The 15,820-nt window shown below is 51.6% G+C and carries 25 protein-coding genes and 1 pseudogene; 2 read left to right on the top strand and 24 right to left on the bottom strand.

Features of this window, described 5'->3' with window-relative positions; translation table 11 throughout:
- Positions 1–61: 61 nt before the first annotated feature.
- From OGV85_RS03930 to OGV85_RS03900, 7 genes are read right to left on the bottom strand one after another with little or no spacing between them, the layout of a single operon-like run.
- On the bottom strand, positions 62–346 hold the full coding sequence (locus OGV85_RS03930; protein ID WP_286553078.1) for a hypothetical protein: 285 nt from the start codon (positions 344–346) through the stop codon (positions 62–64).
- Positions 339–731, bottom strand: a complete 393-nt coding sequence (locus tag OGV85_RS03925; RefSeq protein ID WP_286553076.1) for a Bbp16 family capsid cement protein — start codon at positions 729–731, stop codon at positions 339–341. Before OGV85_RS03925 ends, OGV85_RS03930 begins: the two co-directional genes overlap by 8 nt.
- A gap of 12 nt (positions 732–743) precedes the next feature.
- Positions 744–1,751: a major capsid protein gene (locus OGV85_RS03920; protein WP_080860846.1), complete on the bottom strand. Its 1,008-nt coding sequence runs from the start codon at positions 1,749–1,751 to the stop codon at positions 744–746.
- Between the two features lie 10 nt (positions 1,752–1,761).
- On the bottom strand, positions 1,762–2,478 hold the full coding sequence (locus OGV85_RS03915) for a peptidase (protein WP_286553074.1): 717 nt from the start codon (positions 2,476–2,478) through the stop codon (positions 1,762–1,764).
- 2 nt (positions 2,479–2,480) lie between these two features.
- Complete coding sequence (locus OGV85_RS03910; protein ID WP_181522727.1) at positions 2,481–2,777, bottom strand: Bbp19 family protein; 297 nt, start codon at positions 2,775–2,777, stop codon at positions 2,481–2,483.
- The gene (locus tag OGV85_RS03905; protein ID WP_181522726.1) at positions 2,774–4,444 is read right to left on the bottom strand and encodes a portal protein; all 1,671 of its coding nucleotides are present in this window, start codon (positions 4,442–4,444) and stop codon (positions 2,774–2,776) included. The genes OGV85_RS03910 and OGV85_RS03905 overlap by 4 nt, the downstream gene beginning before the upstream one ends.
- 14 nt (positions 4,445–4,458) lie before the next feature.
- Complete coding sequence (locus tag OGV85_RS03900; protein ID WP_181522725.1) at positions 4,459–4,665, bottom strand: hypothetical protein; 207 nt, start codon at positions 4,663–4,665, stop codon at positions 4,459–4,461.
- A gap of 853 nt (positions 4,666–5,518) precedes the next feature.
- Between OGV85_RS03900 and OGV85_RS03895 the strand changes: the two genes are divergently transcribed.
- Entirely contained in the window at positions 5,519–6,133 is a 615-nt protein-coding gene (locus tag OGV85_RS03895) for a hypothetical protein (protein WP_286553069.1), read from the top strand.
- A 43-nt stretch (positions 6,134–6,176) separates the two neighbouring features.
- Here the strand turns inward: OGV85_RS03895 and OGV85_RS03890 are convergent, their stop codons facing one another.
- From OGV85_RS03890 to OGV85_RS03810, 17 genes and pseudogenes are all read right to left on the bottom strand, one after another.
- Entirely contained in the window at positions 6,177–7,658 is a 1,482-nt protein-coding gene (locus OGV85_RS03890; protein ID WP_286553066.1) for a terminase, read from the bottom strand.
- Complete coding sequence (locus OGV85_RS03885) at positions 7,655–8,329, bottom strand: terminase small subunit (RefSeq protein ID WP_181522810.1); 675 nt, start codon at positions 8,327–8,329, stop codon at positions 7,655–7,657. The genes OGV85_RS03890 and OGV85_RS03885 overlap by 4 nt, the downstream gene beginning before the upstream one ends.
- A 22-nt stretch (positions 8,330–8,351) precedes the next feature.
- Positions 8,352–8,690, bottom strand: coding sequence for a hypothetical protein (locus tag OGV85_RS03880; RefSeq protein ID WP_181522722.1), 339 nt, complete (start codon positions 8,688–8,690; stop codon positions 8,352–8,354).
- A gap of 85 nt (positions 8,691–8,775) precedes the next feature.
- Positions 8,776–9,636, bottom strand: a complete 861-nt coding sequence (locus tag OGV85_RS03875; protein ID WP_286553063.1) for a DUF551 domain-containing protein — start codon at positions 9,634–9,636, stop codon at positions 8,776–8,778.
- Positions 9,637–9,639: 3 nt separating this feature from the next.
- The gene (locus OGV85_RS03870) at positions 9,640–9,828 is read right to left on the bottom strand and encodes a hypothetical protein (protein ID WP_061595555.1); all 189 of its coding nucleotides are present in this window, start codon (positions 9,826–9,828) and stop codon (positions 9,640–9,642) included.
- Between the two features lie 2 nt (positions 9,829–9,830).
- Positions 9,831–10,379: an ead/Ea22-like family protein gene (locus OGV85_RS03865; RefSeq protein WP_286553060.1), complete on the bottom strand. Its 549-nt coding sequence runs from the start codon at positions 10,377–10,379 to the stop codon at positions 9,831–9,833.
- Positions 10,376–10,588: a hypothetical protein gene (locus tag OGV85_RS03860; protein WP_286553058.1), complete on the bottom strand. Its 213-nt coding sequence runs from the start codon at positions 10,586–10,588 to the stop codon at positions 10,376–10,378. Before OGV85_RS03860 ends, OGV85_RS03865 begins: the two co-directional genes overlap by 4 nt.
- Before the next feature lie 53 nt (positions 10,589–10,641).
- Positions 10,642–10,731 (bottom strand): annotated as a pseudogene (locus OGV85_RS03855) (DUF550 domain-containing protein); the annotation flags it as partial.
- Positions 10,732–10,734: 3 nt separating this feature from the next.
- Positions 10,735–11,100, bottom strand: coding sequence for a hypothetical protein (locus OGV85_RS03850; protein ID WP_286553053.1), 366 nt, complete (start codon positions 11,098–11,100; stop codon positions 10,735–10,737).
- Between the two features lie 2 nt (positions 11,101–11,102).
- A complete protein-coding gene (locus tag OGV85_RS03845) occupies positions 11,103–11,477 on the bottom strand; it encodes a hypothetical protein (RefSeq protein ID WP_448843089.1) in 375 nt (124 codons plus the stop codon).
- 56 nt (positions 11,478–11,533) lie between these two features.
- Positions 11,534–11,788: a hypothetical protein gene (locus tag OGV85_RS03840; protein WP_286553049.1), complete on the bottom strand. Its 255-nt coding sequence runs from the start codon at positions 11,786–11,788 to the stop codon at positions 11,534–11,536.
- Positions 11,785–12,372: a hypothetical protein gene (locus OGV85_RS03835; protein WP_286553046.1), complete on the bottom strand. Its 588-nt coding sequence runs from the start codon at positions 12,370–12,372 to the stop codon at positions 11,785–11,787. Before OGV85_RS03835 ends, OGV85_RS03840 begins: the two co-directional genes overlap by 4 nt.
- Before the next feature lie 61 nt (positions 12,373–12,433).
- A complete protein-coding gene (locus OGV85_RS03830; RefSeq protein WP_286553043.1) occupies positions 12,434–12,778 on the bottom strand; it encodes a DUF1064 domain-containing protein in 345 nt (114 codons plus the stop codon).
- A gap of 117 nt (positions 12,779–12,895) precedes the next feature.
- Positions 12,896–13,681, bottom strand: a complete 786-nt coding sequence (locus OGV85_RS03825; RefSeq protein WP_286553102.1) for a replication protein P — start codon at positions 13,679–13,681, stop codon at positions 12,896–12,898.
- Positions 13,678–14,448 (bottom strand): DnaT-like ssDNA-binding domain-containing protein, encoded by a 771-nt coding sequence (locus tag OGV85_RS03820; RefSeq protein WP_286553039.1) that lies wholly within the window; start codon positions 14,446–14,448, stop codon positions 13,678–13,680. The genes OGV85_RS03825 and OGV85_RS03820 overlap by 4 nt, the downstream gene beginning before the upstream one ends.
- Positions 14,449–14,463: 15 nt before the next feature.
- The gene (locus tag OGV85_RS03815) at positions 14,464–14,664 is read right to left on the bottom strand and encodes a hypothetical protein (protein WP_052930708.1); all 201 of its coding nucleotides are present in this window, start codon (positions 14,662–14,664) and stop codon (positions 14,464–14,466) included.
- A gap of 148 nt (positions 14,665–14,812) precedes the next feature.
- Positions 14,813–15,046 (bottom strand): hypothetical protein, encoded by a 234-nt coding sequence (locus OGV85_RS03810; protein WP_003037808.1) that lies wholly within the window; start codon positions 15,044–15,046, stop codon positions 14,813–14,815.
- Positions 15,047–15,201: 155 nt separating this feature from the next.
- Here OGV85_RS03810 and OGV85_RS03805 point away from each other — a divergent pair, with 155 nt between their 5' ends.
- Positions 15,202–15,798, top strand: coding sequence for a helix-turn-helix domain-containing protein (locus OGV85_RS03805; protein ID WP_182038665.1), 597 nt, complete (start codon positions 15,202–15,204; stop codon positions 15,796–15,798).
- The last annotated feature ends 22 nt before the right edge of the window (positions 15,799–15,820 follow it).

Raw genomic sequence — 15,820 nt, 5'->3', positions numbered from 1 at the left:
CAGGTCTCCGCATAGAAAAGCGGGGCCGAATGGCCCCGGCTTTTAGCACTTTATTGAGCGCTTACACGCCCAGTTCTTTACGCCGGTCGTCAATCTTCCCTTTGAGAGTTTTTGCGCTGGTGTTTTTATGCGGAGCTTCGCCGAACATCTCTTCGTAAATGGTACGAAGCTGGTCCAGTTCCTGAAGCTCTTCATTGGTTGGCAGAACCTCTTCCTTCACCACGACATCACCGTCGTTATGAGGGATAAGGTTTTTGCCAGCCTCCCCGGAAAACTCCACAATATCGCCAGGCTCGCAGAGCTTGCCGTTAATGAAGGAGCGTTCTTTGACGCGATATTTAGACATTGGTCTGCACCCCGCCAACAATGCCAGCGGTTACTTTGCCAGTGGTCGGCGCGGTACCGGTGACGGTGTAGTTAAGGCGGATATAGCGCTCCAGTTTCATCGGCAGCGTGATGACCGGCGTTTTGTAACCAACGGTCAGGGATGCCAGAGGAATGACCATGGAGATCACATCTGTTGCAGAGCTGAAAGACGAGTTGTCATCAGTCTGCACCGTTACGGTCAGGCTGGTCAGGGTGTTGAATGCCTCAACAACCTGAATCAGCAGCGGGATATCGCCATTTTTACCGACATCCTTACTGGAGCCGGTGTCAATGACGTTGGTTGATGCCGCGGTGGCCGTAATGTCCTGAGCCGCGGAGAACAAAGCCTGTTGATCAAGCAACATGATTCTCTCTCCTTACGCCGTTACGGCAGATTCAGTGTTGAGGATTGCATCCACACGACGGATAGGAATGCCCAGGAAGGAAACGATCTTCTTACCGCCGTACTCTTCGATGGTAAGGTTTACGTTTTTGGCATTCATAGCCTGTTTGTGCAGCCATGCGTGGATGGTTTTGTTGGCATAGATAACTTCTTTGCCATCACCAAGCATTGCCACGTCGCGGGCATAATATGCATCCACCATCATGCTGATCAGGTCAGCACCAGTTGATGCGTCTTTGGTCAGCGTGGTCACATCGATGTTGCAGATGCGAGAAATTGAACGCCAGTCACGCACGCTCAGACCAAGATCCCACTTGAATTCGTCACGATACGCACGGAACTGTCCGCCGTTACCGTCACTTACCAGATCATCGCCGAGGTCTTCATGCTGGAAACCAGCGACCATGCCTTCCGGATAGATCATGTGAGCAGTGTTCTCACCCCATGACATAAACCAGATAGAGGTATTGGTAGAGCCGCTACCACCGGCGCTGAATACGTTTTCTGCGCTTGCGGCTTTACTGGTGCTAAGCGTGTTGAAGCGCGGCGCCAGGCCCATGAAAGCTTCAGGCTCAGCATCAGTGTTGCCGTAGATGGCATAGCGGGAGACTTTGTTGTTGAAGCCCTGCAGCTTGCCCATGTTTTCGGAAACACGGAACGCGGCGGCGTTGTTGGAGCGGTCCGCCAGAGCCTTATCAACGAAGCCCAGGTCGTACAACATACCGGTTGTATCGGTCACTGGCACGGTCTGGGTTTTGGTTGGCTGAACGCCCTGGTTATAGCGGCGCCATACCGGCTCAGGAATACCTGCGCGGATGGTGGTTTTATGCTTAGAGCCGTCGTTACACGGCACATAGATCGCATCGGTCAGGATGTCGTTGGTTTTCGCCAACTGCTCCACGATGCGCGCGATTCGCCCGTTCTTGTCAGTACGATTGTAGATGTCAAGCAACGATGGCAGAGTTTGACCGATTAAAGCCATTTTTCATACCTCACTTTTTGGGATAGAAGGCGGAGATAAGGTCACTGCCGCCGCTTTCATGACCGCCGGTGACAACCTTGTCTTCTGACATTGCCTTGCCGACTTTGATAAACGCTTTAACAAGCGCCGGGTGATTACCCAGACCGGTTGAATCCAGGTATTCTTTCAGTTCTTGATCACCAAATTGTTCCAGTGCACGCTGCGCAGCGCTGAGGTTTGCGGTCAGGTTGTCGCCGCCGATCTCCTTGTCTGCCTTAACATCTGCAGCCCACTGCTCAGTGGTTTTCTGCCAGGCTTCCGCCTGCTGCTGCTGGACCATTGGCATGATCTTGGTGCCATACAGGTCGACCATCTTCTGCGCCTGATCATTGGTCAGGTTCAGTTCACGGGCGATAGGCTCGAATTGTTCCAGGGCAGCAGCATCAAGCTCCTGGCCCTCAGCTGGTTTGAACTCGTATTTCTCCGGCGCGCCTTCCTGCTTCTGCTCTTTGTCTTCACCAGGCTTTTTCTCTTCAGGCTTATCACCATCAGCAGGTTTTTCTTCCTGAGGTTTGTCACCTTCAGTGCCTGGCTGCTGCTTATCGCCTTCCGGTTTAGCCGGATCGCCAGCTGGTGCCGGATTATCCCCAGTTGATGCAGCAGGTTCAGATGCAGCAGGAGCTGCGCCACCATCAGCTGGTTGCTCATTGCAAAGACGGCGATGCAGCAAACGTTCAAATAAATTCATGGTCACTCCTGTTCACTGGCCTCTGCGGCCATCTTCAGATACTGATCGGGGCAGTGCGCCATGACGCGTTGAAACAGAACCAGAGCCAGGTTGCGCTGCCCTTCGTTGAATGCTGTGATGTGCGGATCTACGTTGAAGCAAGCTCCAAACACCTGACCTTTCTCAAGCAGTGACCAGATCACGCGGCGGCCATGCTCGCTCCCCATAACGAACTGGATGTCGTCGATATCTCGCTGCGCAAGAAGTTGCTGTTTAGCGTCAAGCTCTGCTTTACGGCCTTCGTCGTCGATATCCATCATTGCTGTGGCGCTCCTGCTGCATTAGCGATAGCGGTTAATGCGCTCGGGTCAGTGGTCTGCGTTTCGCTGAGAGTCTTGGCTCCCTGCGCTGCCGCCTGACCCATAGCCATTGCCTGTGCTGCCTGAGCCTGTTTCGCGCGCTCTTCGCGAATACCCTGTACCTGCTCCTGCGGAACGATGACGGTTGGCGATACGCCTGACATTTCAGAGAACGCGTCGATAGCCTGATCCACGTCGAGCTTGTCGAGCGCTTCAGGTTTGAACTGTGCCAGTTGCCCGATAAAGCCAACTGTCTGCGACAGGCTGGTGAGGCCGATAGATTTCTGAGCCTGAGCCATCACAGAGATGTACTCTATGCGCAGCGGCATACCTTGAAGAACGTCCGGAGGTTCGGGCAACATGTTCTTGCGGGCCATGATTGAGAACACGCGATCGATAAGCGGGTTAAGCGCTTCGTCATTCAGACGCTCAAGCACCGGGCCAAGCATCAGCAGCTTCTCTTCTTTCATCTCGATCACAGCTTCCACCGGCATTGAGCGAGTGTTGATGTTTTGCAGCATCATGAAGAGGTCGACGAAGTAGGCGCTATTGATGGTCTGGCGGGTGTCCTGAATATCAGCCAGCAGATCTGCAGTATTCGGGTTTACCAGGTATGCAGGTTTGAAACCGTCCTGACCGGTCAACACGTCGAGATATGTCACATCGCCAGGCAACAGGGAAACACGCTGATTCTTGAGGGATGTCGGGGCAACCATCGGCGGGTTAGTGGCTTTATCGATCAACTGAGCTTTGCGCTTCTGCTCAACCTGAAGGGCTTTAACCTGACCGAGTGCCAGCATGCCAGGGCATGAAGATGCGTAAACGTCTTCGCCGTTAACTTCCCAGCGTGGCGCCAGGATCGGGAATTCATCGAAGCCGGACTCACGCAGCAACTTGTCGTAATCGCCGCCAGACTCGAAATAGACAGAGCGGTAAGGCTTGTTCTTGCTGTCCATCTTACCGCTGTCGCGGTTGACGTTAGGCGTGATGCAGTGGTTAACCTCCACCCACGTTTCATACGTGCCGTTTTCCCACATGCCTTTTACGGATGTACTGACGTTATCCAGACCGAATTCCTGCACCATCTGGCGCACGGTCATGGAGAACTGTCGAATGCAGGTGTCAACGCTACCGCGCGGACTGTTAGCCAGATAGTAACTGCCAATAGGGAAAGGCATTGTGCGAATCACGTCCTGGTCATCTTCCAGAACAGCCATAGCGCCGGTGCCGAAAGTACCCAGGCTTGCGTACATAACAGGCAGTGACTGATACAGATTCGATTTGTTGAACACTTCGTTCATGCGGCGCTGCACGACTTCCAGCCAGATTTTCACCGGGCCATAGTCCATCATGTCAGGGTCAGGCGTTGCCAGTTTGAACCACGGACGTGCCGGGCTGGTGATGCCTGACATCATGCCGCTGGACAGAATGCGCTGAGCCATTGAGCCAGTGGGATCAACAATCTTGGTATTACGACGATCATCACGGTTTACATCAGATGTCAGAAAGCGGGAACCACGCGGATTGATGAAGTCACTCAGATCACGCCAGTGCGATTCGAACGATGTGCGCTCATTCTTCAGCTGTGCGAGTTGCTTCAGCAGGCGCTCTTTTTCGGTTTCCGCCATCTCTGCCTACTCCGTTACTGACCAAGCAGCGTTTTACCGCTGGTGTTTGCAGTTGAGGTGTCACCCTGCGCACCAGTCAGCAGTGTAGAACTGCGACCAGCTGCTGCACGGCGTCGGCGCTCTTCGTCATCTCGGGCACTGACCACAGCGGCGTCCTGCTCCTGAGGCGCGGCCTGTACTTCTGGTGCTGCTGGCACTGATGGCTTGCTGCCGATACACATAGCAATAGCTCCGTACGCAATTAAATTATTACCAATTTAACCACATATGATTTATTTAGCGTAGGATATTGACACTTATAACATCAGATATTACCTTTTAGGTAATTGGGTAGTGTGTTGAATTGATGAATTGCGGAGGTGGTTATGTAACCGCTTGTGCAGTAGCCCGGAGTACCGCAGCAATAAATTGGGCTTAAAAGTAAAGGCGGTGGATAAGCGGAGCATCATCTCCGCACATAACTAAAAGCGCGCTTCAGTGAATGACCTTTGAGCCTGGTCGTTAAATCCAAACGGTGGAGTGCGCTTTCAGGTGTGTAGCAGTACGGCATATGGCACATGTGCCGCAGCGGTCCGGATGGGTTCCCTTGATGCTACTTCCCCATCCGGGTAGCCGGAATGTGCAAGCCAGTGTTAGGTAAGCATGGACATGACGATTCACCATCGTGGCGATACGGTGTGAAACCTCGGAAGAGACGAGGATGCAACGATGAGAGCATTGGGGTGACCGGTTAATCCCATGACGCTAACCGATACAGGCGCAGTGTTCTCTTCGTTGTGGTGAATAAGGCATTAAGCCGGTTACCACCGGTGATTGTTAGAAGCATCTGCGCAGAGTTGCTATGCCGAATAGACTGCGTACCACAACCCAATCACGCCTTAGGACCGTGATGAAGCGCCTATAAAAACGATGCTGTGTAGCCTTTGGCGGTGGCAGTTTCCCTTGATGCTGACCACCGTCACTTTTACACCAGAACGCCATTGCGATGACGTTGCGCTGTAAACCCGTAAGCCATGGAAGGCACCCTTGCTTCCAGTTCGCCCACTTCGGTGGGCATTTTTTTAAGGTGAGATTATGAAAACAGTTAATATGTTGGCTACGTATTTAGACGCATGGCCAAGCAAATACATCAGAATCTTTCAGGGTAGTGACTCCATTTTTTATGGTGAAGAACCAATCGGCGAAAGTGATTTTGTAATAACTAAGGCAATACCCGGTGAACAACTGGCAGGGTTAATGCTGAGTGAAGATGCTGGAACGTGCATCACCTGTCAGGAGTGGGTTGCTGCACGTATGTCGGCAATGGAAAAGGGTGATGTGCCTGATATTTCTCGTGCCTACGTCAATAAAGAAAAAAGTTATGATGATTACATGCGAGAACACTTATACAACATTAAGTTACAATGTCTGCATGCGGCGCTTATTCAGAATGGGCAATTCGATAAAACCAATGCCACCAATATTGCGGAAGCCATCAACGCTGGATTTGATGCCATTAATCTTGGTGATTGCAATATCACAGACACAAACAAAGCCTTAGCTGACTCATTCGAAGAAGTGACAAGACCAGTAATTAAATGGCTGGCTCAAAATGTTCACCCGCATCATTCGGTTATCATTGATAGCACTCACGCTGAACTGTTAGAAGGCCGGCTGGCTGTGAGCACCGAAGAATATTTACAGGACTAAAGCCGTGACATGTCACAACTAGCCCGCCGATTCGCGGGCTTTTTCATGCATAGGGATCGTACTCTGTGAGAGCCTTACCCTGCTGGCTTTGCTGCTGCCCATAGTTGAACTGTTTTTTGGTAACAGGAGCGGCATAAGTCAGCACGTAGGCGTCAGCATTGTTCGGTGATCGGCCAAGCAATTCTTTCACCTCGTCCTTGTCCTGTAAAATCTTCCTGCTGTCCTTCAGCCTGACTTTGTATTCAGGTGCACTCAACTCATCTGCAAGGTCCTGGCTGTCAAGTTGGGCGCCAAGCTTCAGCGCGTCACGGGCTGATTTGTACATCTCGCCGCGCTTGTTACCCATTTCAGGATCTGCTGTACCGCTTCCGAACATTATCAGCGTCCAGTTTCTCCCCCAGTTATCACCGACAGATTTAAGGCCTGTGCCATAGCCGTAGTCGATAAATACAGCATCAGCCTGGTACTGGTCCTCAAAGTCGGCAATCACTTTCGCAAACAGTACATCGTCAGTAGTACGCTGCCACTCCCCGAGTTTCTTGCAGTGCAGCCCCTGCCGCAGGTAGATAACTGCGGGGTCTTTCCCCTGGTGAGACGGGTCGACGCCAAGAATTACAGCAGCGTGCTGGACCTGTGCCGGAGTAATAACCCTGCCGACAGCTGGTTGCGTCAGGCCGGATGGAATGAACTGGTTTTCAGAAGCGTCAGGGAAGATCCCGCGCACACGGACTTTCACGAAGTCGCTGTCTTCACCGTAGTCGTCCACCCATTTCTGCAACTGCTGCTTGTTTGTGCCTTCCACGGTGCGGCTGTCTATCTGCGCGCACTTCCAGCGGTGTTTGTACTTGCGGAAGCATTCACGGAAACGCCCGGTGTTACGCGTCGGGTTCCCGAATGCCACCCAGATGATTTCCGTGTCTTCGTCCGTAAGCGCACCCTCGGCAACTTCCCACACCAGATCGGCAATGTTGGACGCTTCGTCGAATACGACGATGATGCGCTTGCGCTCGTTGTGCAGCCCGGCGAACGCCTCGGTGTTGTGTTCAGACCACGGAATGGCATCAGCGCGCCAGCGTTTGTCGTGACCGGGATCGTTGCTGTACATCGCCGTGGCGGTGCAGGTGAACCACTCTTTCGTGATAGCCAGGTTGGACCATTTGATGATTTCCGGCCAGGTCTTGGTGCGCAACTGGTTGTCGGTGTTGGCGGTCACCACCACCTTGCAGTCTTCACAGGTAGACATGCCCCAGTTAATCAGCATTGAGATGAACGCGGATTTGCCGATACCGTGGCCGGATGCCCTGGCCAGCATCAGCGGCTGGTGACGGGTAGCAGGATTCTGGAGGTGATCGCGTATCTCACGGAATGCATCAGCCTGCCATTTGCGGGGACCAGTGGCGTGCGCCAGTTCTGTGCCATCCTCACCCCATGGGAACGCGTACAGTGCGTAGCCCAGCGGGTCATACGTGAACGAGGCGATATCCTCTACGAGCTGCTCTTCCGGCGACATGGCTGCGGTTGTCATTCTTCACCACCAGCCTGCTCTTTGACGCGGCGGCGCGCGGCGGCCATGCGGTCGGCAATGGTGACAGTGCCGGAAACCTCCAGGCGCTCTTTGAACGCATTGACGTCGACGTGCTTACCAATCAGCTCGAGGTTCTTCACCTTGTCAGGCCATTTTATTTTTTTGAGGATCGTCTCGATTGATGTCTCATCCATATTCATGATGGTCGATGACAGGTCGAAACCACTCAGTGTAGTGCGCCATATCTTCGGCCACTCGCGGATCGGCTTCAGCGTGCCGTCATCGTTCAGGATGTCGATCACATCCATCTGGTCAATTTCCACCAGGCGAAGCAGCACATAATCAGCACTGACGCGCAGGCGCTTATTGCGTTCCTCCATCAACTCGGCGATCCGTTTCTGGATACGCTCATCACGCATCATGACACTGGCTTTAACCGCTGCCGTATTAGGCGAGAATCCTGCGTTAATCGCCGCCTGAGTCTGATTCTCAGGGCATTTGGTATATTCCTGCGCATAAGCCTCCTGCATCGCTGTGAGTGGCTTATACTGCGTTGATTTGCGTTTTGGTGCTTTAGGTTCTGCGGGCATTGTTACCACCGAAGTAATAATTACCGTTTTGGTAATAGTAACACGCAAAACAAAGCCGCCATAGTCGGCGGCCGTTGCAATTTATTGTCACTATCGTGACATGTCACACTGATAATTTAGTCTCATGCCAGCCACGCGTAACCCAGCATTTCGAATCACCGTCGCACGGACACGACTTAACCGGCAGCGCATCGCCGCACTTACCGCAACGATTAACGCTGATTGACTTGATACGACCACGAACGCGGGCATCATCCTGGCGAATCAGCAACGCAATGTACTCGTTCATGTCATACGGCGCACGACCAGGGCGACGGGCGGCGCAGTTTCGCGCCAGCATCTCCAGTTCCTGCTCGTCGAGTTGCAATTCAAGTTTGCGGTTACCGGATTCAGCCAGGCGGACACGCTGCGCTGCTTTGCGTTCTGCTGCGGATTTAGCCATCACCAAATCCCCATTCCAGAGGCAGCAATTAACTGGCAGATAGCGCACATAGCCAGCGTAATAACAACCACTTTAACTGGCGGCATCACTTATCCCCTTCTGACAGTTTTTGCATAGCACCGGCGTAACGCTGCATTCCATGTTCAAGCGCGGACTTCACATCTTGCTGCGGTGCTGCTGGCAGTTCCATCCAGTGAGTTACGCGCCCGCCATTATCATTTTCAACCCACCACCGCTCACCATTCCATGAGCAGTTCCACTGATAGTGGCTTTTACCAAGACAATTCTGTTCTTCCACATAGCACCAATAACGGCATTCTGCTTCCGGCATCCGTTCACTTACCGGAATCCAACCATCCGGAATAACCGGAGAGTTGCCGGCCTCATAAGCAACGCGCATCCAGTGGTAAAATGCCTCAGTGGTTACACAGCCACAATCGACGTCTATAGTATCATTTTGCTGTGATAGCCATTGATCGAATGGCAACCTGCAATCTACCATGTCGAGGTGTTGCTCGGGATGGTTGTCAGCCTGAAGCATGGTGGCGCGGCAGGCATTCCACCCCTCCGCGTACATTTTGGCGTCCTGCCAGTTTGTCTGCACGTCAGGGTATGTTGTTTCGACCGTAGCTGGTTCTGGCACTACCGTAGCTGGCGGTGCAGCGTAGAGTGGTATTGCCGCAGAGTGTTGAGGCTCATACATTGGCCTGTTAATTCCTGCCGTGATGTAGCCAGTGCTTTTCACCCATAGCCATGCGTCTGGTGCGCCTACTGGTTCTGAGTTCCTCGCTTCCAACACTTCATCAATCACCTTCACAGCATCAGCCATTGCGTAGCCGAGATTACCGCCGTCGCTTTGTGCTGCTGCTTTACTGAGTATTTCGCTTATCTGGTGCAGGCGATCGAGTGATACAGGGCCGTGCGCCGGGTGGTTGTTAGTTGTCATGGGTTAGCCCTCTACGCTGATATCAACGGCTACTTTTATTTTCCCGGCAGAAACTTCAAAACCGGTGACATCCGCATTAAGCATGTACTCAGAGATAACCAGAGCAAGAAGTTTTAGTTTTGCGTCTGTATTGTTACCGTTCAACTCTTCAAGAAGCTCAATAACTGGCTCCATATGTTCGCCCATTTTCATGCTCACTCCCCCTTCACGCTAATGCCAGCGGCGGCACGTTCGGCCTCACTTTGCTCCCAAAACCACTTGTGAAGCGCCATAAGCTCTTCGTCAATCGGTGCAAACTTGCGGTCAAAGTAGGCCTGAGCGTCTTTCTCTGCTTCGTCCGGCAATTCGCCAGGGCCAAACAGTGTGTTATAAATCCAGGCCAGACCGTTCTTCGCGTCGCCAGTTGCCTGCCATTCGATAATCGCAGCCTGCATAACCAGAATGTTCTTCCCGATTATCAGGTCCAGTTCTTTGTACCGGTTGCGGATGTATGCATTCTCGCTTTGTAATTCAGCGTTGCGCTTCTCTGCGGCTTCAGCGCGGTCTATCGCCGATTCAAGTGCGTCCTTCAGTTCAGATGTGTATTCCGCATCGCAGCAACTGGCGCATATGCATCCGCCATCTTCGTGCTTAACAGTGAGCGACCATTGGCTACAGAATTCGCAATCACACATCACAGCCTTATTCCAGTTGTGTATTTTGCGCTCAGGAACACGCAGAGCCTGTTTGTTGAGTGCTGTCATTGGGCTGCCTCCCAGCAAAGTTGAGTTTTGTATGCGCTCTTAACGCGCTTTACTTTTCCGGCTTCTTCCAACTTCTTCAGTCTGCGCAACACGTAGGCGGTATCGAGTGGCCAGAATTGGCGGCGGAGAACGTTAGTAACAAAGTAGGTCATGCAGTTACCGCGCTCAGTCAGCACCTGGATAATTTCTTCATCGGTTGGTTTGCTCATAGCGCGGCTCCTTTGCGAAGTTGGGCGGCATCCTCTCGAAGGGCTTCAGCGTATTCAGATGCTGCTCTGCTGAGTATTTCGCGTATCTGGTGCAGGCGATCGAGTGATACAGGACCGTGCGCCGGGTGGTTGTTAGTTGTCATGGGTTAGTCCTCAAGCTTACGCGGTGCTCCGCGATATTGTGGTGCTGGAGTATGCTTCGGAACGGCAATGGCATGCTTCATAAGTTCTTTCCAGGTCGCTGCGTTATTGCGAAGCCATCTACCATCGTTATCGTCAAAGAATCCTTTAGCGACAGAGTGAGATAATGGCTCTGCTACATCACACGGAACCGCCATCGTCTGTACGCCATTGTTGTAGTATCCGAGGTTAGATAGCACATTACTTTCAGCGTAACGACCTGCCGTGTGGCAACGGCACCGGTATCCGCTATCGTTTTCTGCCCACAGCGTGATATACGGGTCACCTCGCTGGGTGTGTGCTGTGCTTAGAATGAAATATTCACGCTCCATGCTCACTCCCCCTTCACGCCAATGCCAGCGGCGGCAAGCACTTTGCTAACAAGAACCTTATAAGCATTCTGAGCACGTACAGCATCAACGGAGCGCCATTTCTCCACATCTGGAAGTGTTACAGTGCGCGCTTTGCTACAGTCGCTGGTGCGTCGTCCCATTTCACGAATAACTTCTGCAAGTTTCTCGGCGTCAGATGCGGAGATATCGCCATCAATAAACATCACTGGCTTACCCTTATTCGCCTCCAGTTCTGCTATGCGCTTCTCTGCGGATTCCAAGTCATCACCTAACTTCTGCGCCATCTGAAACCAATTGGCGCGTTGTTCTTCTTTGGTTTCCAGCTCATCCAGCATCGCCAAAGCAATCTTTCTCATGCGGTCCTTGCTGCATATTTCCAGTTCTTCACGTAGCGCATGTTTGTTGAGTGCTGTCATTTGGCTGCCTCCTGCTTAACGAGCGCTAAGCCATCTTTGATAAATGCGTGATACTTCTTGCCAGTTATCGCTGACTCAACCAGAGGAGTTAGGGGAAGTAAGATGCCAATTACCTTCATGAATTCGTCAAAGCCGATTTCGAATTTCTCATAGAGAAGCTCATCAAAATCAAAACCGTCATTGCGCTTTTCGTCGGTGATTCCGTAAATGGCACTCAGTAATTCTTCCACTTCGAAATAATCAATGCTCATAGCGCGGCTCCTTTGCGAAGTTGGGCTGCGTAGTGTTCACTAAGCGCTCCGGCAGCAACAGAGATTAGCGTGTCAAAATCACACACTACTGTTTCACCATCATGCTGTTCGGAGTTAGCGATAACCGTTAAAGCTCGGACTAATGGCGCTGATTCCTGCGCCCGCACTTCAGCCAGGTACGCGTCGGTTGCCGGGGTTTTTATTTCAGGCTTGGCGAATACCGGCCAGCAATCAGTGCCATCGGAATTTTTGTGGCCTGCCTCATCGTGAACATCAAGATACTCACCACACGGCAAAGGGTCTTCCCATGTTGGTGGAATAGCGTGCCAGGATAGATAGGCTTGAGGCTTATCAAATGCCGATTTCATCCCCGCATTCTCCACCGCCAGTTCCCTGCACTTGCTCTCGGCGTTAGCGAGCTGTACTGCCTGCTCGTTACCTCGCACCAGTTGCACTTCAAGCTGCGTGGCCAGATCGCTAATCAGTTGCGCCAGGCTGCGCACGTCGACAGCACCACATGATGCTTTCAGTTCAGCCGCGCGCTCATGTCCTAACTTCGCTAACTCAATGATATTACTTCCCATTATTACCCTCGCTTACCCGTATAAGTTATTGATTAGTTTGATAACTAAAAGGATCGTCGATTTAGAACTCTTCGACGCTCCACCCGCCACCAGCTTTCTTCGGCTTAACCGTTACCCCGATGATGCGAAACGGGTACTGGTCTGCTGCGACTTTGGTTTTCACCCTGGCGTCGTCGGTCCAGAAACCTTTCACCTCGTGCAGTTCCATCTCACCAGTGGTGAGCATCACTGCGAAATCAGGCGTGTAGAACGTGTTATCAGCCAGCCGAAGCTTGATACCTTCGAACCGATACCAGGCTATTTCCCCGGCATGCTTGCGTAACTCAAGGTGCTGCCAGTAAGCCGATTCGGTTTTATTCATCTGGCCAGTCTTGAGCCTTCCGAGTGCCTGCAACTTCCTTTTCATGATTTACCCCTCAGGTAATTTAAAACCACAAATGAGTTAATTTCAATAGCAATGCGCATATTTTATTACCCTTTTGGTAATTCATCAGATGTAAAAAAATGCGCTACTGCGCTGGTTTTACTTGATGAGTCCTGCTGCCTTCCATCGCCTGTATTCCTCCATGAGCCACTGTGCCGGTGTTATCCCTCCCAGGGTGGCTGCGTTAGGCATACACCCGAAACTTCGCCCTGGTGGATGGTAGGCGTTACCTGAGCCTGTCGGTGGTGTGCTCATTGGTTCTGGCTTGGCCTGTATGCTGAGTATTGGATCAGGAATCTGGTGACCGGATGCCACTTTTGCCGACCATTCATCCAGCAGCTTGCGAGCATGCTTCTCAACTTCAGCCTCACTTAGTTGTCGCTGATACATCGCCCTACGGGTATCACACACAATCCAGTACATGACCGGGTGACGCCACGGGAATCTCTCGGGGCCACCAGGCTGGAGGCTTTTCTCTTTGGCGTAACGGTGAAACTCCCCCATCACGTCCTCGATGCTGATCCCCAGCACCATCTTGCTGTCCTTGCACCACTTGATGAATTGCCCAGGCGAAGGCCAGAATGGTGATTCACTGGCGCGGGCATGTCGCATCCCTGCCGATACCTGCTCACGGGTGCGAATACCGCTCTCAGCGAATGCGGCGATCCACTGTTGCTTTGCTGCTGTCTCCTGCGCTGGAGTCTTCAGGTTGGTCTGCTCAGCTGCCGGGAATAGCTGCTTAAGCTGTTTAAACAGGGCATCTACAAGGCGCTCTGCTGTGATGTTCACCACGTTGTCGCTACCTGCATATTGACGGTCTGAACCGGTTAAGCTGGCCATAGCCTCACCGTCTCGGTTCTGGATGGCGGTAAATACGTTATTCACAGGAAATCCTCCCACGCCTCTGGACTGTTCCAGTGCGGTACGTTGTTTTCAGGTGAGGTCAGTTTGTTCTGTCTGCTGATCTGCAGACGTCTGGCAAGTTTTTGCTCCCATTGCGCATGGTGGAAAGCCTTACCCTCGGCCATCCAGTAAACCCTGAACTCTGCAAGCTCCTGTGGTGTTGGCTGGCAATCCAGGTTAATACCCTGCAATGAAGACACCCGGAGGAAATCATCCGATGGTGACCAGTGCTCATGCATGACAAATTTCCCGAATTTCCCCAGTCCACCAGGAGGGACAAAGTTGTTAATCACGGCGTTGTTGGCGTCAGTCTTCTGAGTCAATAAACCACCAGTTTTATCGCCCCTCTCCTTCTCTTGGTTATATGACTGGTTAACTGATAGGTTCTGCATCCCGTTTTTGGGATCATTCAACTTCCCGTTTTTGGGATCATTCAACTTCCCGTTTTTGGGTATATTCCCAATATTGGTAACATTACCGTTTTTGGGTATGTTTAAAGAGAAAACCCGGACCCTTCTTGTTGCCCCTTTTCTTTCTCCTGTATCTGAAATTAGCCCCATTCCGATGAGTGAAATAAGACCAGCCTGAACTGTTTTTTTATTCAGGCTTGTGTCGGTAACCAGGCGTTCGATGCTTGGATAGCACAGGTTGTATTCATCGGCTCGATCAGCCATCGAGAGCAGGATGAGTTTCAGTGATGAGCTGCCCGGATTTGTTTTCCATGCCCACTCTGTTGCGTGTCTGCTCATGGTAAATACCTGTCGTCAGCTTGAGTGTTGCAGGCTGGCTTCGGCCATGAGCTGCTTTATTTCTGCCTGGCGGCGCAGGCTTGTGTTGATGGCGCATGTAACGCAGTGCCCGTTGTAAACGTAACGCTCACTGTCATGACCATGCTTACACTGTTTTCCGGTGTAATAACGCTTAAGACCTGCCTTTGCAGCGTCAAGGCGAGTAATAATCTCCATTGCACAACCTCATTAACGTTTACTATTACGATGATTTTGATGCAGGAAGAAAAAAAGATCAACCGTATATGGATTTTTATTACCAAAAGGGTGTTTTGTGCGGGAAGGGGCCGCCAGGTAATGACGGCATTGATGGGTTCGGATAGGGTTATCGGTCGTAGAAGAAGAGCACTAATTCAGGTTTAGACTTTGTCCATTCGCGAGAACGACATGCTTTAAACAGTCCGTCCATCAGTCGCTTACCCGGCATCTTGCGGCGACCGGTAAGGTGTGTCTGGATGTAATGACTGGTGGTTCCGGCTTCATCTGCAAATGCTTCACGCTCATCAGGAGACAGTCCCAGCCAGTGCTTTTTGAAATCAAATTTTTTTTCGTCACTCATATTTTGCTTATCTCAGCCTGTCTATTCATATCTGAATTATTACCTTTCTGGTGAAAAAATCAATGATTATTACCGTTATGGTAACTTTACCTTTATGGTAATATTCATTTAAATTTAGTCAGTTAGGTAACATTAAATGGACAAATACAATAGCTATGAAAAGTATTTATGACATAAGACGCAAAAACCTTAACGAAATCATTCGCCGGGATTTCGATGACACCCAGTTGCGCTTTGCAGAACGGGTGAAGCGTTCGCAGAACCTGGTCAACCGGTGGTGTACTGGTATCAAAAACATCGGGCCGAATGCCGCGCGTATCATTGAAGAAGCAGCACGCAAAGAAAAGTTCTGGCTTGATGTTGATCACGACCTGGCATTTATTCCAGCAGATAACTTTGTTCCGTCCACCGAAGATGGCGAATGGACTGTAGAGAAGCAGGCCGCAGCCACGCTCAACGCCTGGATGAGAAAGAACCCGGAAATGACATCCGAAAAGAAAGTTGCAGTTGCAGCTGGTATTGGCCCGGCCACAGTTAACCGGATTATGAAAGCGGAAGTCAGCACAACCATCGGCGTTCTTTCCTCCCTGGCGCGCGCGTTCGGTCATGAAGCATACGAGATGATTATTCCCGCCGGCGCTCCTGGTGTTATCGACTACGACCACCGGTTGTATGCGGCTCTGCCACAGGAAGAAAAGAACAAGATCACCTCATTCATCAACTTCGTGTTTGAGCAGAACAAAAGTAAGTAATCCCCCGCCATTCTGACGCTTT

The sequence above is a fragment of the Citrobacter sp. Cf132 genome, assembly GCF_030333885.1.
Taxonomy (GTDB): domain Bacteria; phylum Pseudomonadota; class Gammaproteobacteria; order Enterobacterales; family Enterobacteriaceae; genus Citrobacter; species Citrobacter freundii.
The sequence above is the reverse complement of the archived record's forward strand: the minus strand, read 5'-3'. Positions and strand labels throughout refer to the sequence as shown.